25 protein-coding genes and 1 pseudogene are annotated in these 23,963 nt (G+C 69.5%); 21 read left to right on the top strand and 5 right to left on the bottom strand.

Going from position 1 to position 23,963, the window contains the following annotated elements; all coding sequences use genetic code 11:
* Positions 1 to 96 precede the first annotated feature (96 nt).
* Positions 97 to 864, top strand: coding sequence for a glycosyltransferase family 2 protein (locus ABNQ40_RS10540; protein WP_109048713.1), 768 nt, complete (start codon positions 97 to 99; stop codon positions 862 to 864).
* On the opposite strand, the gene ABNQ40_RS10535 is transcribed toward ABNQ40_RS10540, so the two are convergent.
* The gene (locus ABNQ40_RS10535; protein ID WP_109048714.1) at positions 855 to 1,082 is read right to left on the bottom strand and encodes a hypothetical protein; all 228 of its coding nucleotides are present in this window, start codon (positions 1,080 to 1,082) and stop codon (positions 855 to 857) included. The two genes, ABNQ40_RS10540 and ABNQ40_RS10535, sit on opposite strands and share 10 nt — an antisense overlap.
* 186 nt (positions 1,083 to 1,268) lie before the next feature.
* Between ABNQ40_RS10535 and ABNQ40_RS10530 the strand changes: the two genes are divergently transcribed.
* The 7 genes from ABNQ40_RS10530 to ABNQ40_RS10500 all read left to right on the top strand — a co-directional run bounded on the left by ABNQ40_RS10530 (position 1,269) and on the right by ABNQ40_RS10500 (position 8,911).
* Entirely contained in the window at positions 1,269 to 1,634 is a 366-nt protein-coding gene (locus tag ABNQ40_RS10530; RefSeq protein WP_146255422.1) for a hypothetical protein, read from the top strand.
* A 149-nt stretch (positions 1,635 to 1,783) separates the two neighbouring features.
* Entirely contained in the window at positions 1,784 to 2,224 is a 441-nt protein-coding gene (locus tag ABNQ40_RS10525; protein ID WP_391346444.1) for a hypothetical protein, read from the top strand.
* A 140-nt stretch (positions 2,225 to 2,364) separates the two neighbouring features.
* Positions 2,365 to 3,552, top strand: coding sequence for a phosphoserine transaminase (locus ABNQ40_RS10520; protein WP_109048717.1), 1,188 nt, complete (start codon positions 2,365 to 2,367; stop codon positions 3,550 to 3,552).
* Positions 3,553 to 4,049: 497 nt separating this feature from the next.
* Positions 4,050 to 4,994 (top strand): SDR family NAD(P)-dependent oxidoreductase, encoded by a 945-nt coding sequence (locus ABNQ40_RS10515; protein ID WP_109048718.1) that lies wholly within the window; start codon positions 4,050 to 4,052, stop codon positions 4,992 to 4,994.
* 145 nt (positions 4,995 to 5,139) lie between these two features.
* The gene (locus ABNQ40_RS10510; RefSeq protein ID WP_109048719.1) at positions 5,140 to 5,913 is read left to right on the top strand and encodes an HNH endonuclease family protein; all 774 of its coding nucleotides are present in this window, start codon (positions 5,140 to 5,142) and stop codon (positions 5,911 to 5,913) included.
* Positions 5,914 to 6,079: 166 nt separating this feature from the next.
* A complete protein-coding gene (locus ABNQ40_RS10505) occupies positions 6,080 to 7,054 on the top strand; it encodes a DMT family transporter (RefSeq protein WP_109048720.1) in 975 nt (324 codons plus the stop codon).
* Positions 7,055 to 7,132: 78 nt separating this feature from the next.
* Entirely contained in the window at positions 7,133 to 8,911 is a 1,779-nt protein-coding gene (locus ABNQ40_RS10500) for an ABC transporter ATP-binding protein/permease (protein WP_109048721.1), read from the top strand.
* Position 8,912: 1 nt separating this feature from the next.
* On the opposite strand, the gene gcvA is transcribed toward ABNQ40_RS10500, so the two are convergent.
* On the bottom strand, positions 8,913 to 9,818 hold the full coding sequence (gene gcvA, locus ABNQ40_RS10495; protein WP_109048722.1) for a transcriptional regulator GcvA: 906 nt from the start codon (positions 9,816 to 9,818) through the stop codon (positions 8,913 to 8,915).
* 122 nt (positions 9,819 to 9,940) lie between these two features.
* On the opposite strand from gcvA, the gene ABNQ40_RS10490 reads away from it, so the two are divergent.
* Both ABNQ40_RS10490 and ABNQ40_RS10485 read left to right on the top strand, forming a co-directional pair.
* Positions 9,941 to 11,599: a thiamine pyrophosphate-binding protein gene (locus ABNQ40_RS10490; RefSeq protein ID WP_109048723.1), complete on the top strand. Its 1,659-nt coding sequence runs from the start codon at positions 9,941 to 9,943 to the stop codon at positions 11,597 to 11,599.
* A 79-nt stretch (positions 11,600 to 11,678) separates the two neighbouring features.
* Positions 11,679 to 13,172 carry an aldehyde dehydrogenase family protein gene (locus tag ABNQ40_RS10485; protein ID WP_391346437.1) on the top strand — a complete coding sequence of 498 codons (1,494 nt, stop codon included), beginning with the start codon at positions 11,679 to 11,681 and terminating at the stop codon, positions 13,170 to 13,172.
* An 80-nt stretch (positions 13,173 to 13,252) separates the two neighbouring features.
* On the opposite strand, the gene ABNQ40_RS10480 is transcribed toward ABNQ40_RS10485, so the two are convergent.
* From ABNQ40_RS10480 to ABNQ40_RS10470, 3 genes are all read right to left on the bottom strand, one after another.
* A complete protein-coding gene (locus ABNQ40_RS10480) occupies positions 13,253 to 14,086 on the bottom strand; it encodes an anti-sigma factor family protein (protein ID WP_391346435.1) in 834 nt (277 codons plus the stop codon).
* Positions 14,083 to 14,688 carry an RNA polymerase sigma factor gene (locus tag ABNQ40_RS10475; protein WP_391347404.1) on the bottom strand — a complete coding sequence of 202 codons (606 nt, stop codon included), beginning with the start codon at positions 14,686 to 14,688 and terminating at the stop codon, positions 14,083 to 14,085. The genes ABNQ40_RS10480 and ABNQ40_RS10475 overlap by 4 nt, the downstream gene beginning before the upstream one ends.
* Positions 14,689 to 14,765: 77 nt before the next feature.
* Positions 14,766 to 15,314 carry a tetratricopeptide repeat protein gene (locus ABNQ40_RS10470; protein WP_391346432.1) on the bottom strand — a complete coding sequence of 183 codons (549 nt, stop codon included), beginning with the start codon at positions 15,312 to 15,314 and terminating at the stop codon, positions 14,766 to 14,768.
* Between the two features lie 206 nt (positions 15,315 to 15,520).
* On the opposite strand from ABNQ40_RS10470, the gene ABNQ40_RS10465 reads away from it, so the two are divergent.
* From ABNQ40_RS10465 to ABNQ40_RS10415, 11 genes and pseudogenes are all read left to right on the top strand, one after another.
* Positions 15,521 to 16,579 carry a type III polyketide synthase gene (locus tag ABNQ40_RS10465; RefSeq protein ID WP_391346429.1) on the top strand — a complete coding sequence of 353 codons (1,059 nt, stop codon included), beginning with the start codon at positions 15,521 to 15,523 and terminating at the stop codon, positions 16,577 to 16,579.
* An 11-nt stretch (positions 16,580 to 16,590) separates the two neighbouring features.
* Positions 16,591 to 17,136: pseudogene (locus tag ABNQ40_RS10460) on the top strand (isoprenylcysteine carboxyl methyltransferase family protein).
* Between the two features lie 238 nt (positions 17,137 to 17,374).
* Positions 17,375 to 18,835, top strand: a complete 1,461-nt coding sequence (gene atpD, locus ABNQ40_RS10455) for a F0F1 ATP synthase subunit beta (RefSeq protein WP_109048727.1) — start codon at positions 17,375 to 17,377, stop codon at positions 18,833 to 18,835.
* Entirely contained in the window at positions 18,832 to 19,290 is a 459-nt protein-coding gene (locus tag ABNQ40_RS10450; RefSeq protein WP_109048728.1) for a F0F1 ATP synthase subunit epsilon, read from the top strand. The genes atpD and ABNQ40_RS10450 overlap by 4 nt, the downstream gene beginning before the upstream one ends.
* Positions 19,287 to 19,565, top strand: coding sequence for an AtpZ/AtpI family protein (locus ABNQ40_RS10445; RefSeq protein WP_109048729.1), 279 nt, complete (start codon positions 19,287 to 19,289; stop codon positions 19,563 to 19,565). The genes ABNQ40_RS10450 and ABNQ40_RS10445 overlap by 4 nt, the downstream gene beginning before the upstream one ends.
* A 1-nt stretch (position 19,566) precedes the next feature.
* Positions 19,567 to 19,881: an ATP synthase subunit I gene (locus ABNQ40_RS10440; protein WP_109048730.1), complete on the top strand. Its 315-nt coding sequence runs from the start codon at positions 19,567 to 19,569 to the stop codon at positions 19,879 to 19,881.
* On the top strand, positions 19,878 to 20,552 hold the full coding sequence (locus ABNQ40_RS10435) for a F0F1 ATP synthase subunit A (RefSeq protein ID WP_109048731.1): 675 nt from the start codon (positions 19,878 to 19,880) through the stop codon (positions 20,550 to 20,552). Before ABNQ40_RS10440 ends, ABNQ40_RS10435 begins: the two co-directional genes overlap by 4 nt.
* A gap of 5 nt (positions 20,553 to 20,557) precedes the next feature.
* The gene (locus ABNQ40_RS10430) at positions 20,558 to 20,797 is read left to right on the top strand and encodes a F0F1 ATP synthase subunit C (protein WP_109048732.1); all 240 of its coding nucleotides are present in this window, start codon (positions 20,558 to 20,560) and stop codon (positions 20,795 to 20,797) included.
* Positions 20,798 to 20,820: 23 nt separating this feature from the next.
* On the top strand, positions 20,821 to 21,594 hold the full coding sequence (locus ABNQ40_RS10425) for a F0F1 ATP synthase subunit delta (RefSeq protein WP_109048733.1): 774 nt from the start codon (positions 20,821 to 20,823) through the stop codon (positions 21,592 to 21,594).
* A complete protein-coding gene (locus ABNQ40_RS10420) occupies positions 21,557 to 23,110 on the top strand; it encodes a F0F1 ATP synthase subunit alpha (protein ID WP_109048734.1) in 1,554 nt (517 codons plus the stop codon). The genes ABNQ40_RS10425 and ABNQ40_RS10420 overlap by 38 nt, the downstream gene beginning before the upstream one ends.
* Positions 23,107 to 23,949 (top strand): FoF1 ATP synthase subunit gamma, encoded by an 843-nt coding sequence (locus ABNQ40_RS10415; protein ID WP_109048735.1) that lies wholly within the window; start codon positions 23,107 to 23,109, stop codon positions 23,947 to 23,949. The genes ABNQ40_RS10420 and ABNQ40_RS10415 overlap by 4 nt, the downstream gene beginning before the upstream one ends.
* Positions 23,950 to 23,963 lie beyond the last annotated feature (14 nt).

Genomic DNA, 23,963 nt, shown 5'->3' with positions numbered 1-23,963 from the left:
CGTTCTCACGCCGCCCGGCCCATGTGCAGGGCCGGGGAGCGGTGCTATCCTGTCGCCTGTCTACACGCAGGCCCTGCGCCCGAGCAAGAAAGCACGATGTCCTCCCCTGCATCCGCCCCCCTGGTCAGCGCCTCCCTGGTCAGCATTGTCACGCCCACTTGGCAGCGGGAGGAGTTTCTGCCCCGCCTGCACGCCTGCATCCAGGCGCAGACCCATGGCGAGATCGAGTGGCTGGTGTTCGACGACAGCCCGCGTCCCTCGGCCTATCTGAAGCCATTGGCAAATCCGCGTCTGAAGTATTTCTATTCTCCCAGCCGTTACGCCATCGGTGAGAAGCGCAACATCCTGGCCGAGCATGCCAAGGGATCGGTGATCGTCCACATGGACGACGACGATTTCTATGCGCCGGTCTATGTGGAGCGCATGCTGGGCTGGCTGGAACAGGGATACGATCTCGTCAAGCTGTCGGGCTGGTTCCTCTACAGCGTGCCGCATCGGCGCTTCGGTTATTGGGATACGGCACTCGGCGGATCGCATCATCGCTGGGGCCGGCAGACTTGCGGCTATGTCGAAGCGCCGGATGCCCCTTTCTTGCCCGACAATCTCGACGGGTATGGCTTCTCCTACGCCTACCGCCGGCCGGTCTGGGAGACTGCGCGCTTTCCGGCGGTGAACGCCTGCGAGGACGCGCCTTTCGTGAAGGCTGCCCGCGAGCGCTTCCGCGTCGGCGCTTTTCCGGATGCGGAAGGGCTGTGCCTGCACACGCTGCATGCCCGCAGCACCAGCATGTGCCTGCCGCAATACGAGCTGCCGCCGCGGCTGATCGAACGGCTGTTCGGCCCGGAAGCCGCCGCCTACACCTGAACGTCGAGGAACATGCCGCGGCGGTAGTTGCGCGGCAGGGTCAGCACGCCGTTGACCACCAGGGCGGCGAGTTCGCGCAGGGTCGGAACCCGCTGCCGCCCCTGCTGGACGGCGCCTTCCGCCCGGGCGCGCGCACCGGACGCGGGGACGCGCCCGCCACCGGAGTCGGGGCGGATCGGCTCGTTCGAACGGTCGCCGGTGCGTCGGGTCTCTACCATGCCCGATCATTTACCATAAATGCCCGGACCGGAAAAGAGGGGCGCGCGGTGACATCCGCGGCCCACCCCTCATAACCAAAGCAATAGGACGAAATCTTTTGCGGCCGGGTGGAATGAAAGCGGGAGTGGCGACGTTCATCGGCTCATGAGGGGACAAGATACCCCCGACACCAGGAGGACGCCGGAATGACTGGCCGCATTGGTACTGGATTGAAAGCCGTGGTTCTGGGCGCTCTGGTCGCCGGATCGATGCTGGGTGCTTCCGTCGGCACGGCCGCCGCCCATGATGGCTGGCGCGACGGCTGGCGGGGCGATCGTGGCCGCGAATGGCGGGGTGGCCCGCCGGACTGGCGTGGCGGCTGGGACCGCCCGCACCATCGCCACTGGCGGGAGCGCGGCGCCTATTACGCCCCGCCCCCGGTGATCTACGCGCCGCCGCCCGTGGTTTACGCACCGCCCCCGCCGCCGCGGGTGATCTATGCCCCGCCGCCCGTCGTCTATGCGCCGCAGCCGATGGTTCCGGGTTTCGGCCTGAGCGTCAACATCCGCTGATCCACTGCTGACAGCACACCGGCACCAAAAAGGACGGCTTCCGGCGGAGCGCCCACCGCATTATGGTGCGCGCCGTTCGGTAAAGCCGCCCCGCCGGGGCGCAGCAGCCAGGGAGACGGCATTTGCGGGTTCTTAGTGTGTGCGCCGTAGTGGCGGGCAGCCTTTCGATTGCCTGCGGGATCGCGACCTCCGCCAGTGCGGCGGAGCCGCGCCTGATGGCGGCGCTGGGCAACACCGTGCTGACGATGACCGACATCGGGCCGAAGCACACCCAGGTGGCGGTGAACGACAAGCCGGTGTTCGACGACAAGGAGAGCGACCTGCTGTCCTTCGTCGGTGCCTATTCGATGAAGGATCGCTGGATCGCCCTGTTCCAGTCCGATACCGGCGCCAAGGACTGCCCGACCCGCTTCCGCATCCTCGAGGTCGGCGGCCCGCAGCCGACGGTCTCCTACCCCTTCGGGTCATGCAGCGATGCCGCCCAGGTCACCATCGACAACGATACCCTGACGGTTTCCATGCCCCAGCCGGGTGGCGGGGCGGACGCCGCCTGGACCTACCGCAACGGCAGGATCGGCCGCAGCAAGTAGGCGGCAACCGGTGCGGGACCTGCGGCCGAGGCCATGCTGGGTCCCGTATCCTTCGCCACACCCTCGATTGACGACGACAGGCGCAGCTTTTAAGGTCCGGACCTCCGCACATTCCCGTTCCGGGACAGGAAGTTCGCCCAATGACTGCCAGCAGCGCCAGCCGGCCCAGCCGCCGGCCCAACACTCCGCTCTTCTCCTCGGGCCCCTGCGCAAAGCGTCCGGGCTGGTCGCTCGACGCGCTGGACGGCGCGCTGCTCGGCCGCTCCCACCGCTCCAAGCCGGGCAAGGCCAAGCTGAAGGAGGTCATCGACCTCACCCGCGCGGCGCTCGGCATCCCCGGCGACTACCGCATCGGCATTGTCCCGGCCTCCGACACCGGTGCGGTGGAGATGGCGCTGTGGTCGATGCTGGGCGCCCGCGGCGTCGACATGCTGGCCTGGGAAAGCTTCGGCAAGGAATGGGTCACCGACGTCGCCAAGCAGTTGAAGCTGCCGGACGTGCGCAATCTGATCGCCCCCTATGGCGAGCTGCCGGACCTGTCGACGGTCGATTTCAGCCGCGACGTCGTCTTCACATGGAACGGCACCACCGCCGGCGTCCGGGTGGCCGATGGCGACTGGATCGCCGACGACCGTGAGGGGCTGACCATCTGCGACGCCACCTCGGCCGCCTTCGCCATGGCGCTGCCCTGGCACAAGATCGACGTCGCCACCTGGTCCTGGCAGAAGGTGCTGGGCGGCGAGGCGGCGCACGGCATGCTGGTGCTGAGCCCGCGCGCGGTGGAACGGCTGGAGAGCTTCCAGCCCGACCGGCCGCTGCCGAAGATCTTCCGCATGACCAAGAATGGCAAGCTGATCGAAGGCATCTTCGAAGGCGACACCATCAACACCCCGTCGATGCTCTGCGTCGAGGATGCCATCGACGGCCTGCGCTGGGCCCTGTCGCTGGGCGGCCTGACACAGCTGATCCGCCGGTCGGAGCAGAATCTGCGCATCGTCGCCGAATGGGTGGAGACCAGCAGCTGGGCCGGTTTCCTGGCGACGGATCCGGTCAACCGCTCCTGCACCTCGATCTGCTTGCGCTTCACCGATCCGGAGGTGACCGCCCTGTCGGAGGAGGCTCAGGCCGCCTTCGCCAAGAAGCTGTCCGCCCTGCTGGAGAAGGAGGAGGCCGCCTTCGACGCCGGTTCCTACCGCGATGCGCCTCCCGGCCTGCGGCTGTGGGGCGGCGCTACGGTGGAGAATGAGGATATGGAGGCGGTCCTGCCCTGGCTCGACTGGGCTTACGCCACCGTGAAGGCTGAGACGTTCGGTCCCAAGCAGGGCTGACGCCGGAACGGGCACAGGCGGGCAAGCGCAAGCCGGACTGTCGTCCACAGCATCTTCCGCAGCCATCGAACGGCCCCGCCGTGGCACAACCGCCACAGCGGGGCTTTTCGCGTGGGGTGGCATTGTGCTTTGCAGCAAAGGATCCGGTCAGGCAACCGTTCGTACACAGCAGCATTTCTGCACCAGTGTGACCGACGTGACTCGCGTTCGAACCTCACAAGCTTGACCATGGTTATCCACAGAACCGTGGACAAGGTGGTGGATAACCCTGTTGAACCATCGGTCCCGCCTGTCCGGAAACTGTCATGGAGGAAGTGCGGCCGATTCGCCCCCGCCGTCACCGGACGGGCGACGCTGCTTCCCCTGTTGGGGACCCACCCTATCCCGAAGATGGTCTGGCAAACCGCCGGTTGTGTCCCGACTCTTGAAGGGGATTTCCGGCGACCCCGCTGCACTGCGGCAAAGCCGGTGCAACAAAGGAAGGGCTTGGACCGACCATGGCGCACTACCTCATCACCGGCGGCTGCGGTTTCATCGGCTCGCATCTGGCCGACCGGCTGCTTGCCGACGGGCATCGGGTGACGATCCTCGACAACCTGTCGAGCGGCAGGCTGGAGAACAAGCCAAGCGCCGCGAAGCTGGTGGTGGGCGACGTGGCCGATCCCGACGCGGTGCGCGAGGCGATGGCCGGCGATGCCGGCGAGGGGGTTGACGGCGTCTTCCACCTTGCCGCCGTGGCGTCGGTCCAGAAATCGCGGGAATTGTGGGCGGAAACCCACCGCACCAACCTGCTGGGCACCGTCACCGTGTTCGAAGCGGCGCGCGATGCAAAGCGCGGCGGTCCGATCCCGGTGGTCTACGCCTCTTCAGCCGCCATCTATGGCGACAACGGCAACACCCCGCTGAACGAGGACGAGTTGCCGCGCCCGTTGTCCGCCTATGGCGTCGACAAGCTGGGGTGCGAGATGCACGCCCGCGTCGCCTGGGCGATCCAGGGGGTGCCGACGGTCGGCTTCCGCTTCTTCAACGTCTACGGCCCGCGCCAGGATCCGATGTCGCCCTATTCCGGCGTGATCTCCATCTTCGCCCGCCGGGTCGCCCGCGGCGAGGATGTGGAGATCCATGGCGACGGCCAGCAGGTCCGCGACTTCGTCTTCGTCGGCGACGTGGTGCGCATCCTGGCGCTGGCGATGGAGCGGCGCTTTGCCGGGGCGCAGGTCTACAACCTCTGCACCGGCCGCGCGACGTCGCTGGTGATGCTGCTGGAGGTGCTGCAGGAGCTGTGTGGCAGCAAGGTCCGCCGCCGTCACACCGAAGCGCGGGCCGGCGACATCCGCGTGTCGATCGGCGACCCGTCGCTGCTGCGCTCCACCTTCGACACCGTGTGCCAGGTCGGCCTGCTCCAGGGATTGAGCGCCACCCTGACCGGCCGCATGCCTTGAGGTTGGATCCGATACCGGGGTATGAGGAGGCCGATCAGATCGGATCGCGTAAAATCGGACTCGATTTGAAGCGTGAATCCGATCGCCAACCATAAACTCCGTCTCCCGCCCCGGGAGAGGACGCCGCCATCAGGATGAGCGAACCATGGCCCGCCGCCGATCCCTTCCCATCCGGGCGCTGCTGATCGTCCTCGCGATCCTCGCCGTCGTCGCGGTGGCCGAGCGGCTCCACATCATCCCGCCCGGCACCCTCGACCGTCTGCTGGGCGAGGAAACACACCGCCCCCGCCAGCCGCGCAAGCAGGAGCCCGCCGAACCGCCGCCGCCGGTCGTCGCCCGCCCCGCCGACCGGATCGACTATGCCGAGGTCGCCCGCCAGCTCGACGGCATCCGGGTGGAGGCCGAAAAGCGCAAGGGCTATCAGCGCGAGGAGTGGCCGCACTGGCTGGCGCTCGACGGCGGCTGCCTGAATGCCCGCGAGAAGGTGCTGATCCGCGATTCCCGCCGTCCGCCGACGCTCGACGCCAAGGGCTGCGGCGTGAAGTCCGGAGACTGGCTCGATCCCTACACCGGCGAGCGCTACACCGACCCGCAGATGGTCGACATCGACCACCGCGTGCCGCTGGAGGAGGCCTATGCCAGCGGCGGCTATGACTGGAGCCGGGAGAAGCGCGCCGCTTACGCCAACGACACCAGCGACCCGCTGACCCTGCTGGTTTCCAGCCGCGAAGCCAACCGCGCCAAGGGCTCCAAGGGGCCGGAGGATTGGCTGCCGCCCAAGCGCGACGGCATCTGCCTCTATGTCGCCGACTGGGTCCTGGTGAAGGCGCGCTGGAGCCTGACCATGGATGAGCGGGAACGGGTGACCGTCGGCAACATCCTGAACGACTGCCGCGCCTCGGCCGGGCAGCAGCGCTGACGCAGCCCTCCGCTGTGCTTTTTCAGGCAAATCAACGGCTCCGCGTTACTTTCCGCCTGAAAATCGCAAGGCCAAAAGTTGGAAGGTTGAAAACGAAAAGCGGGCGACAACAAGCCGCTCCCCACAGCCATTGCAGGCGGCTGACCCATAGGCTATGCACCCCCGCATGAGCGCCGACACCCTTCCCGATTCCGCCCTGCCCAGTTCTGTTCTGTCCCGGTCATCCGCCGCCACACCTTCGATGGCGGAGGTGCGGCGTGCCACCGGCATCGGCTCCATCGCCATCCTGCTGTGGGCGACGGCGGCGCTGCTGACCTCGATGTCCAGCGCCATGCCGCCGCTGCAACTGGTGGCGGTCACCTTCGGGCTCGCCTTCCTGACCGGCAGCGGCGCCGCGGTTCTGCGCGGCCGCAACCTGATCGGAACCCTGCGCCAGCCGCTACCCGTCTGGCTGGTCGGAGTCGGCGGACTGTTCGGCTATCACGCCTGCCTGTTCCTTGCCTTCCATCTGGCGCCATCAGCGGCGGTGGAGGTCAATCTCATCAATTATCTCTGGCCGCTCTGCATCGTCCTGTTCTCCGCCCTGCTGCCGGGGGAGCGGCTGAAGGCCGCCCATGTGGCCGGCGCGCTGTGCGGGCTGGCCGGCACCGCGCTGATCGTATCGGGGAGAGGCGGCGGGCTGCACCTGGATGCCGGCACACTGGGCGGCAATCTGCCCGCCTACGGTGCGGCCCTGGCGGCGGCGCTGATCTGGGGGGCCTATTCGGTCCTGTCACGCCGCTTCGGCTCGGTCCCGACCGAGGCGGTCAGCGGCTTCTGCCTCGTCACCGCCCTGCTGGGCCTGACCGGACACCTGCTGTTCGAGGATGCCGCCGTCTGGCCGCAGGAGGCGCTGGGCTGGCTGGTCCTGCTGGCCCTCGGCATCGGTCCGGACGGGCTGGCCTTCTTCGTCTGGGACCATGGAATGAAGCGCGGCGACATCCGGGCGCTGGGTGTGCTGTCCTATGCCGTGCCGCCGGCCTCCACCCTGCTGCTGATCCTGTTCGGGCAGGCCAGCGGCGGCTGGGCCGTCTGGGCCGCCTGCGCGCTGATCGCCGGCGGGGCGCTGATGGCGAGCTGGGACATGATCCGCGGCAAGTGACAGCGATTTCATGCCCCGGCCGCGGCAAAGGGTGGTAATCGGCAAGCATCGTCCAGACCGCTTGCGAGTGCCCAACCAATGCCCGCGCGTGCGTATTCCCCACCGTCCTCTTCCGGACGCCTGTCCGCCGCCCGCCAATTCCTGTCCGATGTCTGGCGGCTGACCAAGCCCTATTGGTCGTCGGAGGAGAAATGGGCGGCGCGCGGCCTGCTGGCGGCGATCGTCGTCCTCAATCTGGCGGCGGTGTTCATGGAGGTCTGGTTCACTCAGATCAACGCCGACATCGTCAACGCTTTGCAGGAGAAGGACGAGAACGGCTTCATCCAGGCCCTGCTGGTGTTCGGCGGGCTGGCGCTGGTCTTCATCGCGGTGGCGGTCTATCGCCTCTACCTGAACCAGATGCTGCAAATCCGCTGGCGCCGCTGGCTGACCGAGCGCTATCTCGGCGACTGGCTGGAGAACCAGACCTATTACCGCCTGCAATTCGCCAACACCGGCACCGACAACCCCGACCAGCGCATTGCCGAGGATCTGCGCAGCTTCGTTCAGCTGACGCTGAGCTTGTCGCTGGGCTTCATGACCAATCTGGTCTCGCTGATTTCCTTCCTCGCCATCCTGTGGAGCCTGTCGGGATCGGTCAACATTCCCTGGCTCGGCATCGACCTGCCCGGCTACATGGTGTGGGTGGCGCTGGTCTATGCCGTCGGCGGCACCTGGATCACACACAAGATCGGCAAGCCGCTGGCCCGGCTCAGTTTCGACCAGCAGCGGTACGAGGCCGACTTTCGCTTCTCCCTGGTTCGCCTGCGCGAGAATGCCGAGAGCGTCGCCCTGCAACAGGGTGAGGTGCAGGAGGCGCGCGGCTTCGGCGACCGCTTCGCCCGTGTCGTCGCCAACTGGTGGTCGCTGATGCGCACGCAGAAGCGGCTGGTCTGGTTCACCTCCGCCTATGGGCAGATCGCCATCATCTTCCCGCTGCTGGTCGCCGCCCCGCGCTATTTCAGCGGTGCTCTGCCGCTGGGATCGTTGATGCAGACTTCGCAGGCCTTCGGGCAGGTGCAGGGAGCAATGTCCTGGTTCATCGACGCCTATGTGAACCTCGCCGACTGGCACGCCACCACCAGCCGCCTGACCGGCTTCCACCACGCCGTGGAGACCGTCCGCGCCGATTCCCGCGACCATGCCGGGGTGGAGCGCACTGCGGCGACCGATGGCGCCCTGACGCTGGACCGGCTGGCCCTGACCCTGCCGGACGGCGGCACGCCGCTGGTCCGCGCCGACCTGACGGTGCAACCGGGCGAGTCCCTTCTGATCACCGGCCCGTCGGGGTCGGGCAAGAGCACCCTGCTGCGTGCCATCGCCGGCATCTGGCCCTTCGGCCGCGGCCGGATCGCGCTGCCGGGCAACGGTGCCACCGCGGCCAACGGCAGCATGGTCCTACCGCAGAAGCCCTACCTTCCCATCGGATCCCTGCGCGCCGCCGTCACCTACCCCGCCACTCCCGATGCCTTCCCGAACGAGGCGGTGCGCGAGGTGCTGGATGCCGTCGGCATGGCCGGTTTCGCCGGCCGTCTGGCGGAGGAGGACCACTGGTCGCAACGCCTGTCCGGCGGCGAACAGCAGCGCATCGCCGTCGCCCGCGCCCTTCTGCACAAGCCCGACTGGCTCTATCTCGACGAGGCGACCTCGGCCTGCGATCCGGAGACGGAGGAGCGGCTCTATGGCCTGCTGCGCGCCCGCCTGCCCGGCACGACGCTGGTCAGCATCGGCCACCGTCCCAGCCTCGCCGCTTTCCACGACCGGCGGATGACAGTCCGGCGCAACGGAGACGGGGTCGGAGAGTTGGCGGCGGTGTGAGTTACGCCTGAGGCTGTTCCCCCCGCGCCTCGGCCAGCAGCCATTGCCGGAAGGCGGCAAAGGGCGGATGGTTGGCTTTGCCGCGGGGGTGAACGAGGTAATAGGCCCGCGCGCTGCGGTGGGGCCGGTCGATGGCGGGGAGCAGAGTGCCGTCGTTAAGCTCGGCACGAACGAGCAGGGTCGGCAGCAGGGCGACGCCCAACCCGGCTTCGGCCGCCTGGGCGGTGGTGGCGAACTGTTCGAACACCATGCCGGCACCGGGCCGCGGAGGCAGCCCCTGTGCCGACAACCACTCGTTCCACGCATCGGCGCGCGTGCTCGTGTGCAGCAGCGGCAGGGACAACAGGTCCCCCGGCTCCGCCACCGGATGCGCCTTGAGGAATGCAGGGGAGCAGACCGGCAGCACCTCCTCGTCCAGCAGATGGTCGCAGACGGCGTCGGGCCAGTCGCCGAAACCGTAATGGATCGCCGCATCCAGATCGTGCAGGCGGAAATCGAAAGGCGCCAGTTTGGTGGTGAAGTGGATCGTCACCTGCGGGTGCGCTGTCTGGAAGGCCGGCAGCCGCGGAACCAGCCAGCGCGTGCCGAAGGTCGGCAGGATGGCGAGGTTCAACACGCCCCCTTTGGGTGCTGCGATGGTCCGCACCGTGGCCGCCGCGATCTGGCGCAGCGCGTCGCGGATCGGATCGGCATAGAGCGCCCCGGTCGGAGTCAGCGTCACCCGCTGCCCCTTGCGGATGAACAGGGCGGTGCCGATCTGGTCCTCCAGCGCCTTGATCTGCCGGCTGACCGCCCCTTGCGTCAGCGACAGTTCCGCCGCCGCCGCGGTGAAGCTGCCGGTGCGGGCCGCCGCCTCAAAGGCGGACAGCATGCTCATGGACGGGAGAAGGCGGCGTTGCAGATCCATGACTACCTCATTACCAAAGCTCATGACCTATGGAAAGAAAGTCGTTTGCGCCTTGGCGCGCGGCACGGCACGCTCGATATCCTGGAGATCCGGAAAATTCCCATTGGCGGGGCGGGGGCGCGATGAAGACCGGTGGTCAGTTGATCGTCGAGGCGCTGGAGGCGCAGGGCGTGCGGCGGGTGTTCGGCGTGCCGGGCGAGAGCTATCTCGCCGTGCTGGACGCTTTGCACGACAGCCCGATCGAGATGGTCGTCGCCCGCCATGAAGGCGGTGCGGCGATGATGGCGGAGGCGCAGGCCAAGCTGACCGGCCGCCCCGGCGTCTGCCTCGTCACCCGTGGCCCCGGCGCCACCAATGCCGCCTCCGGCATCCATGTCGCCCAGCAGGATGAAACCCCGCTGGTCGTGCTGGTCGGCCAGATCGAGCGCGGCATGCGCGGCCGCGACGCCTTCCAGGAGGTGGATTACGGCAAGCTGTTCGGCGGCATGTGCAAGTGGGTCGCCGAGATCGACAGCGCCGACCGCGTGCCGGAGATGATCTCCCGCGCCTTCCACACCGCGATGGCCGGCCGCCCCGGCCCGGTCGTGCTGGCCCTGCCGGAAGACACGTTGACGGAAACTGCGGACGTCCTCGTCGCCCCACGCGCGGAGCCGGTCGACGGCGCCCCCACGCCGGCGCAGGTGGCGTCCTTCGGCGCTCTGCTAGCCAAGGCGGAACGGCCGCTGCTGGTCGTCGGCGGCTCCCGCTGGACCGAGGAGTCGGTCGCCGAGCTGCAGCGTTTCGCGGAACGGTTGGCTCTGCCGGTGGCTGTGACCTTCCGCCGCCAGATGCTGTTCGACCATTGCCACCCGCTTTATGCCGGCGACATCGGGCTGGGCATCAACCCCAAGCTTTCGGCGCTGGTCAAGGACAGCGACCTGCTGATCCTGCTGGGCGACCGTTTTTCCGAAGTGCCGTCGCAGAGTTACGCCCTGCTGGGCACTCCCAATCCGGGCAAGGCGGTGGTCCACATCCACCCCGGCGCCGAGGAGATCGGCCGCGTCTATCGCCCGACGCTGGGCATGGTCGCCACGCCGGCCGCCTTCTTGGAGGCGATGGCCGGGCTGAGCGTGACGGCCAAGCCCGGCTGGGCCGCCCGCGCCGAAGCGGCCCACGCCGCTTACGATGCCTGGAGCACCCCGCCCAGCGCCATCCCCGGCGACGTTCAGATGGGCCGCATCATGGCCTGGCTGGACGAGCGGCTGGAGCATGACGCCATCTTCACCAACGGCGCCGGCAACTACGCCACCTGGATCCACCGTTTCCACCGCTTCCGCCGCTTCGGCACCCAGGCGGCACCGGTCTGCGGCTCGATGGGCTACGGCCTGCCGGCCGCCATCGCCGCCAAGCTTCAGCATCGCACCCGCGATGTCCTGTGCTTCGCCGGCGACGGCTGCTTCCAGATGACGGGGATCGAGTTCGGCACCGCCGTGCAGGAGGGGGCCGCCGTGATCGTGCTGGTCGTCGACAACGGCATGTACGGCACCATCCGCATGCACCAGGAACGCGAGTATCCCGGCCGCGTGTCCGGCACCCGACTGCAGAATCCCGATTTCGCCGCCTTCGCCCGCGCCTATGGCGGACATGGCGAGACGGTGGAGACCACCGAGCAGTTCGCTCCGGCCTTCGAACGCGCCCGCGCGTCCGGCCTGCCGGCGATCATCCATATCAAGCTCGACCCCGAGGCCCTGACCCCCAGCCGGACGCTTTCCGAGATCCGTGCCGCCGGGAAGGGAAAATGATCTGAGCGAATACCTCCCTCTCCCGGCATGGGACAGGGAACATCATATGCCTCGCTTTTTGACCCAAGGAGCCACCCCGGTGCAGCACAGCGACATCCTCTCCCGTTTCGGCCTGACCTCCAGCGGAGCCGGGCTCACCGCCCGTTCGCCGGTCGACGGCGCCACGCTCGCCACGGTGGCGGAGACCGCGCCGTCGCAGGTTTCGGACATCGTCGCCAACGCCGCCCGCGCCTTCGAGGCGTGGCGCTCGGTGCCGGCCCCGCGCCGCGGCGAACTGGTCCGCCTGCTGGGCGAGGAACTGCGCGCCGCCAAGGAGGATCTGGGCCGTCTGGTTTCGCTGGAAGCCGGCAAGATTTACCAGGAAGGCCTGGGCGAAGTGCAGGAGATGATCGACATCTGCGACTTCGCCGTCGGCCTGTCCCGCCAGCTCTACGGCCTGACCATCGCGTCGGAGCGTCCGGGCCATACGATGCGCGAGACCTGGCACCCGGCCGGCCCCTGCCTCGTCATCTCCGCCTTCAACTTCCCGGTGGCGGTGTGGTCGTGGAACGCCGCCCTGGCGCTGGTCTGCGGCGACCCGGTCGTCTGGAAGCCGTCGGAAAAGACCCCGCTGACCGCCGCCGCCTGCCAGGTGATCTTCGACCGCGCCGTCGCCCGCTTCGGCGACGCGCCGGCTAACCTGTCCCAGATCATCCAGGGCGGCCGTGAGGTCGGCGAGGCGCTGGTCGCCCACCCCGGCTTCCCCATCGTCTCGGCCACCGGCTCGACCCGCATGGGCCGCGAGGTCGCCAAGGTGGTGGCTGAGCGCTTCGGCCGCTCGATCCTGGAGCTGGGCGGCAACAACGCCATGATCGTCGCGCCGTCGGCCGACCTCGACATGGCGCTGCGCGCCATCCTGTTCTCCGCCGTCGGCACCTGCGGCCAGCGCTGCACCACGCTGCGCCGCCTGATCGTTCACCGCTCGGTCAAGGACCAGCTGCTGCCGCGCCTGAAGGCGGCCTACGCCTCCGTTCCGATCGGCAGCCCGCTGGAGGCCGGCGTGCTGATGGGTCCGCTGGTCGACGCCGACGCCTTCAAGGCGATGCAGCGGGCGCTGGAAGCCGCCAAGGCCGAGGGCGGCACGGTGGCCGGCGGCGAGCGCACCCTCACCGACCGCTTCCCCAACGCCTATTACGTCACCCCGGCCATCGTCGAGATGCCGGCCCAGACCGAGGTGGTCCGGCACGAGACCTTCGCGCCGATCCTCTATGTCCTGACCTACGACACGCTGGAGGAAGCCATCGCGCTTCAAAACGCCGTGCCGCAGGGGCTGTCCTCCTGCATCTTCTCCACCGACCTGCGTGAGACGGAGCGCTTCCTGTCGGCCGCCGGGTCCGATTGCGGCATCGCCAACGTCAACATCGGTCCCAGCGGTGCGGAGATCGGCGGCGCCTTCGGCGGCGAGAAGGAGACCGGCGGCGGCCGCGAGTCCGGGTCCGACTCGTGGAAGGCCTACATGCGCCGCCAGACCGCGACGGTGAACTACTCCTCCGCGCTGCCGCTCGCCCAGGGCATCAAGTTCGAGATCGGCTGAGGGCTCTCATGGGCTGAGGCTTTTCCGGCCGGGACGGAGCCGCCATTGGCGAGCCTGTCCCGGCCGGATCGGCACGCGTATCAGATCGCCAGCCGCCCCCGGACCGCTTCGGCCTTGGCCGTCAAATCCTGGGGAGGCAGCCGGCCGATCAGCAGGGCGGCATGGTCCGGCCCGTTCCAATAGGCGATGGACAGCCCGCCACGCATTTCCTGCTCCACCCCGCGCACGGTGCCGGAGCGGCGCAGGATGCAGAGCGCCAGCGGGCCGCTGCGCGGATCGAGATAGGTGATCTGGGCGAGCGGCATGTCGTCGTAGGACAGAATTTGCGCGCGGCGGAATTCCGCTCCGGCGACCTCCACCGCCTCCGGCGTCAGGGACAGGTTGAGCGGCCGGTTCAGGGCAGCGAGCTGTGCCGACTGGGCGTCGTGGCCGGGCGTGGCGGCGCCCAGCGTTTCCCGCGTGTACAACCCCATATATTGCGCGACCACGCCATGCCAGTGGTGCTCCCGGTCAGGCCCGCCGTCATCGTCGGCCAACTCGTCGCCGTCGCCGGTTCCGAACAGCCGGACCAGAAGCCGGTCGCCCAGCACGCCCGCCATCACCGACGCGGCGATGGCGCCGAACAGACGGCGGCGTGTCAGCGGAACGACCGCGTTGGCGGCAACCGGCGGCGCGGCCACTCCGTCGAGCATGCGTTGCAGGTCCGCCGTCGGGGCGACGTCGAGCAGGGGCTGGAATGCCTCGCTATAGGGCAGGCTGGCGCGGGAAAGATGCTCCACCCTCGCGGCGACCGCCGGATCGCGCTCGATCAGGTCGAGCAGGCGGGCGCGATGCTCCTCCTCCAGTTCGCCGTCGATGAAGGCGGTCAGTTCCTCGTCGGAGGGCATCGGGGGGTCGTCGTTCTCTCCGGTCATTTTACCGCTCCGTCGCTCATCCTGTCCGCCAGCTTTGCCCGCGCCGCCGCCAGACGGCTCATCACCGTTCCGACCGGCACGTCGAGAACCGCAGCGACCTCGCGGTAGGTCAGACCCTCCACATAGGCGAGAAACACCGCCGCCCGCTGCGCTTCCGGCAGATCGCCGACCAGCCTCATCACTTGGCCTGCCAGAACCTTCGCCTCGGTCTCGCGCGCGCCGTCGACTTCCAGGCTCGTCTCCGCCTCGACGGTTCCCTGGCCGAAGCGGACCCGCCGGGCCCGGACCTCGTTCAGCCAGACCGAATTCAGGATGGCGAACAGCCAATGGTCGATGCGGGACCCGGGTTGGAATTGGCCGTGCCGCTCCAATGCCCGCAAGCAGGTCTGCTGCACGAGATCGTCCGCCCAGTCGCGCTGCCGCGACAGGACGAAGCCATAGCGCCAAAGGCGCGGCAAGGTGACGGACAAGCCGTGCCTGACTTCCGCTTCGCTTGCGATCTCACCGCTCCCTCGCATGGCATCCGGGCCGATCCGGTCCTTTCGGCACTGTCCCGGCCGCGACCAACCATATGCCTCACGACCGCTCTCGACGATAGCCATCATCCGCCTTTCCGGTGACCGAACAAAGCGGCGGGAACGCCCCCGCACGGGGAGGTAAAGCGCCCCCGCCGGTGACGTCAGCCCCTGGCCGGCGCGGCGATGGCCTCTTCCAGGTCGCGATACTCCTCGCATCCGGTGCCGCAGATCGAACGGATCGCCGCCAGTTGCTCCCGCGCCAGATCGGAACGCCCCTTGAGCATGTAGGCTTCCCCGAGATATTCCCGGACCTTGGCGTAGGAGGGGTCGGCAGCCACCGACTTCAGGTAATAGCCGATGCCCTCGTCGACGCGGCCCAGCTTGCGAGTGGCATAGCCGCGGTAATTCAGCACGACCGGGCTGTCCTGATTGCGCGCCATCGCGAGGATGTTCAGCGCCTCCTGATAGCGCTCCGCCTTCGCCAGCGAATAGGCGTAGTCGGCGATGTTGTCGTCGGTGAGGTTGGCACCGCTCTGCTTCACGCACTGCTTCGTCTTCTTGTCATAGACCTCCCCCGGCTTGCAGGTCGGGGTGGTGTCGTCGCCCATGGCACGGGCGGAGACGGAGACCAGCAGACCGGCGCCGAGAACGGCGGCGCACAGCAGGCCGGCAAGGACGCTGCTTCCAGCCTTGGCGTAAACGCTCTTCATGACTTCTCCTGGAATTCGGGGGGGACGGTTCGCCGTATCGCGGCGCTGGCGGACAACACGCCACCCCCGGCGGCTATTCGGTCGCAGATAAGTTTTTTCGGGCCCTCGGCGGCAGCGAATAGACGGCCCCACCGGCGTGTTCCCCACCCGCCGCACCGCCAGCATCCCGCTTGCGACCGCGATGTCCTGAATGGAGCCGCCCCCCCGTGTTCCCACCCGTGGCTTTGCTTGGCTTGGGCCTCGGCCTGCCGCCCCATGTCCTGTCCCAGGAGGAGGCCGCCCTCCTCACCACCCGCATCTTCGGCGACCGGCTTGCCGGGTTCCCCCAGTTCGAGCGGGTTTTCGCCAACACCGGCATCGCCCGGCGGCACTGCGCCCGTCCGGCAGACTGGTACGCCACCCCCCATGGCTGGAGCGACCGCATGGGCGCCTATCGGCAGGCGGCGGAGTCCCTGTTCGTCCAGGCGGCGAGCGCGGCCCTGGCGGATGCCGGCGTCGCTCCGGCGGAGGTCGATTGCGTGGTCGTCTCCTCCTCGTCCGGCTTCGCGGTGCCGAGCCTGGAAGCGCAGCTCGCCGAGGCCATGGGCTTCCGGCCCGACATCGAGCGGCTGCCGCTGTTCGGGCTCGGCTGTGCTGGCGGCGTGGCGGGGCTGGCGACCGCCGCGCGGCTGGCGGCACCCCCCGGCCGCACCGTGCTGTTCGTGACCATGGAGCTGTGCAGCCTCGCCTTCCGGCAGGATGACGGCAGCCGCGCCAATCTGGTGGCGACCGCCCTGTTCGGCGACGGTGCCGCCGCCTGCGTGCTGCGCGGCGGTGCGGAAGAGCGCGCCTTCGCCGTCATCGACGGTGCCGGCCAGCATCTGTTCCCGCGGTCGCGGGACATCATGGGCTGGCGCATCGACGATGGCGGTTTCGGCATCGTGCTGTCGGCGGCGCTGCCGCAATTCCTGCAGACCCATCTCCGCCCCGCCCTTGCCCGGCTGCTCGCCCAATGCGAAGCGGAGGAGGAGCGGATCGGCCGCTTCATCTGCCATCCCGGCGGCACCCGCGTGCTGGCGGCGCTGGAAGAGGTGCTGCGGCTGGAGACCGGCAGCCTCGACCATGAACGGGCGGTGCTGGCCGATCACGGCAACATGTCCGCCCCCACAGTGCTGTTCGTGCTGGACCGGGCGCGCCGGGCGGGGTTGCCGGACCGGGTGGCGCTTCTGGCGCTCGGCCCCGGTTTTGCCGCCAACCTGATCACGATGCGGCGGGGTCCGCAATGACGGCGCAGGCCATGACAGTTCCGATCTTCGTCATGCTGCTGGTGACGGCGCAGCGCCTCAGCGAACTGGTCATCGACCGGCGCAACCGCGCGGCGCTGTTGGCCCAAGGTGCGCAGGAACATGGGCGCGGCCATTACCCGTGGATGGTGCTGCTGCATGTCGGGTGGCTGGCCGGCCTCTGGGATGCCGCACTGGGAGGCCCGCTGCGGACTCCGGGAACGGCGGGCATCTTACCCGTCGCGCCGGCTTGGCTGGCGGTCCTCCTCGCCATGCAGACGATCCGCCTCTGGGTGCAGGCGACGCTGGGGCGGCGCTGGACCACCCGGATCGTCGTGCTCGACGGAGCGCCGCCGGTCCGCACCGGCCCCTACCGCTTCACCAACCATCCCAACTATCTGGAGGTCGCGGTGGAGATCGCCGCTCTTCCGCTCGCCTTCGGCATGGCCGGCTAGGCTCTTCTCTTCTCCCTCCTCAACGCGGCGATGCTCGCTGTGCGAATCCGGGCGGAGGACCGGGCGCTCGGTCGAAGACAGGAGGCCGCTCTCCGCGCCGGCTAAGACAATTTGTGGGCACAGGGTTTGATTTGACGCAATGCCGCAATGCGGCGAAGGGGTCTATTCTTGGGTCTGGTGGTCGATCTGGTTGACGCGTTGCCCTCCACCCCGACGGCGCCGCTCCCCGGCGCCCCTTCCCCCGCCCAACGGGGGAAGGCCGGGTGGGGTTTCTTTCCGCAACGCCGCCGTCGCCACCGCCATCCTGCACGGTTCCCATCCTGCCCAACCGGCCGGAGTGACCATGTCCGTTCAGTCTTCCGCCGAAGCCTCCGCCGACAGGCCCGCCGCCCCGGATCCGCATCCGGAACCGGGACAGGTGGTCGCCGTCCGCGGCTCCGTCATCGACCTGCGCTTTCCTGAATCAGCCCTGCCGCCGTTGTTCGACGCCGTGGAAATTCTGTGGGACGGCCCGGAGCGGCTGGTGGCGGAGGTGCAGAGCCATCTGGACGCCCGGACCGCTCGCGCCATCGCCCTGCAGGGCACGTCAGGCCTGCGGCGCGGCACACTCGCGCGACCCACCGGCGGCCCGCTGACCGCCCCGGTGGGCGAAGCGGTGCTGGGCCGTCTGCTCGACGTGATGGGGCTTGCGCGCGACGACGGACCGGAGCTGCCGCCCGGCACGCCGCGCTCGCCGATCCACCGTCCGCCACCGCCGCTGGCCCGCCGCAGTCCGCGCCGCGACCTGATGGAGACCGGCATCAAGGTGATCGACCTGCTGGCCCCGATGGCCCGCGGCGGCAAGGCGGCGATGTTCGGTGGCGCCGGTGTCGGCAAGACCGTGCTGGTGATGGAACTGATCCGCAAGATGGTGGAGCGCCACACCGGCATCTCCGTCTTCGCCGGCATCGGCGAACGGTCCCGCGAGGGGCAGGAGCTTTGGGAGGAGATGAAGCGGTCCGGCGTGCTGGGCCGCACGGCACTCGTCTTCGGCCAGATGAACGAGCCGCCGGGCGCGCGCTGGCGCGTCGGCCTGACCGCCCTGACCATCGCCGAGCATTTCCGCGACGAGGAGATGCTGGACGTGCTGCTGCTGATGGACAATGTCTTCCGCTTCGTCCAGGCCGGCGCGGAGGTGTCGGGCCTGCTGGGCCGCCTGCCGTCCCGCGTCGGCTACCAGCCCACGCTGGCCAGCGAGATCGCCGAGCTTGAGGAGCGCGTCGCCTCCACCCCCGGCGCTGTGGTGACGGCGATCCAGGCGGTCTATGTCCCGGCCGACGATTTCAGCGATCCGGCGGTGGCGGAGCTGTTCAGCCATCTTGACAGTTCCATCGTGCTGTCGCGCGCCATGGCGGCGGAAGGGCTCTATCCGGCGGTCGATCCGCTCGGCTCCACCTCCAGCCTGCTCGACCCGCTGGTGGTGGGCGAGGCGCATTACCGGCTGGCGGAGGAGGTGCGCAAGACCATCGCCCATTACCGCGAATTGCAGGACGTCATCGCCCTGCTGGGAATGGAGGAGCTGAGCGCCGCCGACCGGCTGGCCGTGCGCCGCGCCCGTCGTCTGCAGCGCTTCCTGACCCAGCCCTTCCTGGTGACGGAGGCCTTCACCGGCCATGGCGGCGTCAGCGTACCGCTGGAGGAAACGCTGAAGGGATGCCGCGCCATCCTCGACGGCCAGTGCGACGACTGGGCCGAGAGCGCCTTCTTCATGACCGGCACCCTGGACCAGATCCGCGAGCGCGACCGCGCCGGGAGGACGGGATGAACGACCTTTCCCTCATCGTCACAACTCCAACCTCCGTCGCCGCAAAGCTCACCGGCATCCGCCACCTGCGGGCGGAGGATGCCAGCGGCGCCTTCGGCATCTGGCCCGGCCATGCCGATCTGCTGACCGCCCTCGCCATCTCCGTCATCAGCTGGCGCACCGCCGACGGCCGGGAAGGTCATTGCGCCGTGCGCGGCGGGGTGCTGACCATCCACGGCGGCGCGCAGGTCGCGGTGGCGACGCGCGAGGCGGTGCCGGGCGACGACCTGCGTGTGCTGGAGCGCGACGTGCTCGCCCGCTTTCGCCGCACTGTGGAGGAGGAGGGGGAGGCCCGCTCCGGCGCCCGCCGCATGCATCTGGCGGCGGTCCGCCACATCCTGGCCTATCTGCGGCCGGACCGGCGCCCCACCGGTCCATTCGCACCCACCGCGGACGGCGGGGAGGACAGGCCATGACCGACGACAAGGACCCGCTTCCCGGCAACGTTCGCCGCCACCGCGAACGGCGGGAGCACTGGCAGCGCGAGGGCGAACGGCCGATAGGCCGCAACCTCGCCCTGATCGGGGCGCTCGGCTGGCTGGTGATCGTCCCGACCCTGGCCGGGCTGTTCGCCGGACGCTGGCTCGACGAGCGGGCCGGCGGCGGGATCTTCTGGACGGCGGCGCTGCTGGTCGCAGGCGTCGCGCTCGGCGGCTGGCTCGCCTGGAACCGCATCGAACAGGAACGCTGACATGACAGTGCCGCCCTACCTGCTCCCGATCATTGCCGGGGCCCTGGCCGGCCTGACGCTCGGCACCCTGTTCTTCCGCGGGCTGGCGGCGACGGCGCGGCTCTATGCGGTGGGCGGGGTGCGGCGAGCGATGCCGCTCTATCTGCTGCGGCTGGCCGGCGCCACCGCCGGCTTCACCATCGCTGCGGTCTGGGGCGGGGCGGAGGCGTTGCTGGCGATGCTGGCCGGTTTCCAGCTGGCGCGCAGCGTCGTGGTCCGGCACGAGCGGCGGATGCAGGAGGGAGCGCTGGAGGGGCCGCAGGAGAGGATGCCATGACGGAATCCCCGCTGACGACGCCGATCGTCTTCCTGCTGGGCCCGGTCCCGGTGACGTTGCCGGTCGTCGTCACCTGGGGACTGATGGCGGCGATGGCGCTGGGCTCCGCACTGGCAACCCGGCGGTTACGGGTGGAGCGGCCCGGCCCGGTCCAGACCGTGCTGGAACTGGTGGTGGAGACGGCGCGCCGGCAGATCGCCGAGACGATGCAGACCGATGCCACCCCCTTCCTGCCGCTGCTGGGCACGCTGTTCCTCTATCTGGCGGTCGCCAACCTGTCGGGGCTGGTGCCGGGGTTGAAGGCACCGACCGCCTTCCTGGAGACGGCGGCGGCGCTGGCGCTGATCGTGCTGCTGGCATCGCAGGTGCTTGGCATCCGCCGGCGCGGCCTGTGGAGCTATCTGAAGGGCTTCGCCCACCCAACCCCGCTTCTGCTGCCGCTGAACCTGCTGTCGGAGCTGACGCGCGCCTTCTCTCTGTCGATCCGCCTGTTCGGCAATGTGATGAGCGGGGAGTTCGTCATCGCCATCGTGCTGTCGCTGGCCGGGCTGTTCGTGCCGGTGCCGCTGATGGCGCTGGAGCTGCTGCTGGGCCTCGTCCAGGCGTACATCTTCACCATTCTCGCCGCGGTCTTCATCGGCGGCGCCGTCGGCACCATCGAGAAAGGGTAGCAACCATGGACGTGCATGCCATCAGCATCCTGGGCGCGGCACTGGCGGTGTCGGTCGGCGCCATCGGCCCGGCGCTGGCCGAGGGCCGCGCCGTCGCCGCCGCGATGGAGGCCATCGCCCGCCAGCCGGAGGCCGCCAGCACCCTGTCGCGCACCCTGTTCGTCGGTCTGGCGATGATCGAGACGATGGCGATCTACTGCCTCGTCGTGGCGCTGCTTCTGCTGTTCGCCAATCCGTTCGCCTGAGTGCCGCAACCGCGAGGTCCGTCATGCACATCGACGGTTGGACCCTTCTGCTCCAGGCGGTCAATTTCCTGATCCTGGTCTGGCTGCTGCGCCGCTTCCTCTACCGGCCGGTCCTGGCGGTGATCGCCGAGCGGCAGGCCGCCACCGAGCGCGTCCGCAGCGAGGCCGAGGCCGCGCGCCAAGCCGCCGAAGCCGCGCGCCAAAGCCTGGAGGACCAGCGCACCGCCCTGCCCGCCGAGCGCGACCGCCTGATCGCCGCCGCCCGCGCCGAGGCGGAGGCCGAACGCGCCGCCCTGCTGGAAAAGGCCAGGGGCGAGGCCGACCATGCGCTGGAGGAGGTGCGCAGCCGGCTGGCCGAAGAGCGGGCGCAGGCGCTGGAGGCTTTGCAGCGCCATGCCGCCGATCTCGGCATCCGTCTGGCGACCCGGCTTCTGCGCGACGCCCCCGCCGCTGTCTTGACCGTGCCGCTGCTGGACGAGGCCTGCGCGGCGGTGGAGTCTTTGAGCCCGCCCCAACGCCATGCCCTGGCCGATGGGACCGACCCGGTGCCGGTGCGGCTTGCTGCCGCCGCCCCGCTGCCGGAAGGCGACACCGCCCGGATGCGCGACCGGCTTGCGGCGGCACTCGGCCGGCCGGTGGCCCTGGAGTTGGTCGGGGACCCGTCGCTGATCGCCGGGGTGGAGCTGCATTTTGCCCACAGCGTCGTCCGCCGCAGCTGGAAGCAGGCGCTGGCAGAGGCGAAGGAGGAGATGATGCGTCATGACTCCGCAAGACACAGTGCCGACGCCGTCGCTTGAGGAGGCGCTCGACGCCTGGATGCCGGGCACGCTGCGCCGGCTCGATGGGCTGGAGACCGCTGCACGGCTGGAATCGGTCGGGCGCGTGGAGTCGGTGGGCGACGGCATCGCCCATGTCTCCGGCCTGCCCGACGTCCGGGTTGACGAACTGCTGCTGTTCCCCGGCGGGGTCGCCGGGCTCGCCATGGATCTGGACGACCGGATCGGTTGCGTCCTGCTGGGCGATGCTGCGGCGGTCATGGCCGGCGGCACTGTCCACGGCACCGGGACGGTGCTGCGCGTACCGGTCGGCGACGGGCTGATGGGCCGGGTGATCGATCCGCTCGGCAACCCGCTGGACGACGGACCGCCGTTGGAGGCCGAGCGCTGGGAGCCGGTGGAGCGCCCCGCCCCGACCATCGCGGAGCGGGCGGCGGTGTCCGAACCGCTGCTGACCGGCACCGCGGTGATCGACGCCATGTTCCCGCTCGGCCGCGGCCAGCGCGAGCTGCTGATCGGCGACCGCGCCACCGGCAAGACCGCCATCGCGGTGGACGCCATCCTCAACCAGACGGATGATGACGTGTTCTGCGTCTATGTCGCCGTCGGCCAGAAGGCGTCGGGCGTCCGTGCGGCCATCGAGGCGGTGCGCCAGGGCGGGGCGGCGGCGCGCACCCTGTTCGTCGTCGCCGCCGCCGATTCCGCCCCCGGCCTGCAATGGCTGGCCCCCTATGCCGGATTCACCATGGCCGAGCATTTCCGCGACAGCGGCCGCCACGCCCTGGTCATCGTCGACGATCTGTCCAAGCATGCGGCGGTCCACCGCCAATTGTCGCTTCTGCTGCGCCGCCCGCCGGGGCGGGAGGCCTATCCGGGCGACGTGTTCTACCTGCACAGCCGCCTGCTGGAGCGTGCCGCCAAGCTCAGCCCGGCCCGGGGCGGCGGGTCGCTGACGGCGCTGCCCATCGCCGAGACCCAGGGCGGCAACCTGTCGGCCTACATCCCGACCAACCTGATCTCGATCACCGACGGTCAGGTCTGCCTGGACGCCAAGCTGTTCTACGAAGGGCAGAAGCCGGCAGTGGACATCGGCCGCAGCGTGTCGCGCGTCGGCGGCAAGGCGCAGCCGCCGGTGCTGCGTGCTCTGGCCGAACCGCTGCGGCTCGACTACGCCCAGTTCCTGGAACTGGAGGTCTTCACCCGCTTCGGCGGGCTGGTGGACGAACGGACCCGCAAGGCGGTGGCGCACGGCCAGCGCATGCGCGTCCTGCTGGCCCAGCGCCACCTGTCGCCCCGGCCGCTGGCGGTCCAGGCGGCGCAGCTGCTGGCGCTCGCCGACGGCACGCTGGACGGAATGCCGCTGGAGGCGATTCCCCGCTTCCAGGCGGCGCTGGCCGGACTGGTCGCCGCCCGCCCGCCGAAGATCGGCGAGTCGCTGGACGACGCCACCAAGACGGCGCTGCGCGACCTGATCGCCCAGGCCGCCGCCCAAGCCGCCGCCGGGCTTGGCGGAGAGACAGGCGGAGAGATGCCATGAGCGAGCGGCTGGCCGATGTCGAGGCCCGGCGGGCCAGCGTGCAGGAGCTGGAGGCGGTGACCGACGTCATGCGCTCCCTCGCCGCCATGCGGCTGCAGCAGGCGCTCGGCACGCTGGCGGGAACCCGCGCCTATGCCGAGGTGATCGCCGGGGCGCTGGCCCAGGCGGCGGCCCTGCTGGACGACGTGCCGGTCCAGTGGCCGGCGGACGGGCAGCACGGTCATTCGGCGCTGGTGCTGTTCGCGCCGGAGCACGGCTTCGTCGGCGCCTTCGCCGAAAGGCTGGTCGATGCCGCGCTGGTCGCCCCGCCCGGCTGCGCGCTGTGGGTGGTGGGGTTGCGCGGCGCCATCCTGCTGGAGGAGCGCGGACGCCCGCCGGAGTGGAGCACGGCGATGGCGACCAACACCGATGGTGTCACCGCCACTGCCCGGCACATCGCCGAGGCGCTCTACCGCGCCGCAGCGGAGGGGCGGCTGGGCCGGGTGGAACTTCTCTATGGCCGGACCGAGGGCGGTGCGCCGCCGGAACCGGTGCGCCGACCGCTGCTGCCGCTTGGGCTACCGCGGGACGGCGCCCGGCCGGTGCCGCCGCTGATCAACATGCCGCCGCGCGAGCTGATCGCCCGGCTTGTGGACGAGTATGTCTTCGCCCTGCTTGCCGATGCCGCGATGGAGAGCTTCGCCGCCGAGAATGCGGCGCGCCTCTCCACCATGATGACGGCCCGGCACAACATCGAAACCACGCTGGACGGATTGACCGCCACGGCGCGCCACCTGCGCCAGGAGCAGGTCACGAATGAGCTGATCGAGCTGGTGTCGGGGGCGGAGGCGATGGGATGAGAGGGGTGCCCTTT

The organism is Azospirillum sp. A23, assembly GCF_042938965.1.
GTDB lineage: Bacteria > Pseudomonadota > Alphaproteobacteria > Azospirillales > Azospirillaceae > Azospirillum > Azospirillum melinis.
This window is presented reverse-complemented; position numbering and strand designations above follow the sequence as displayed.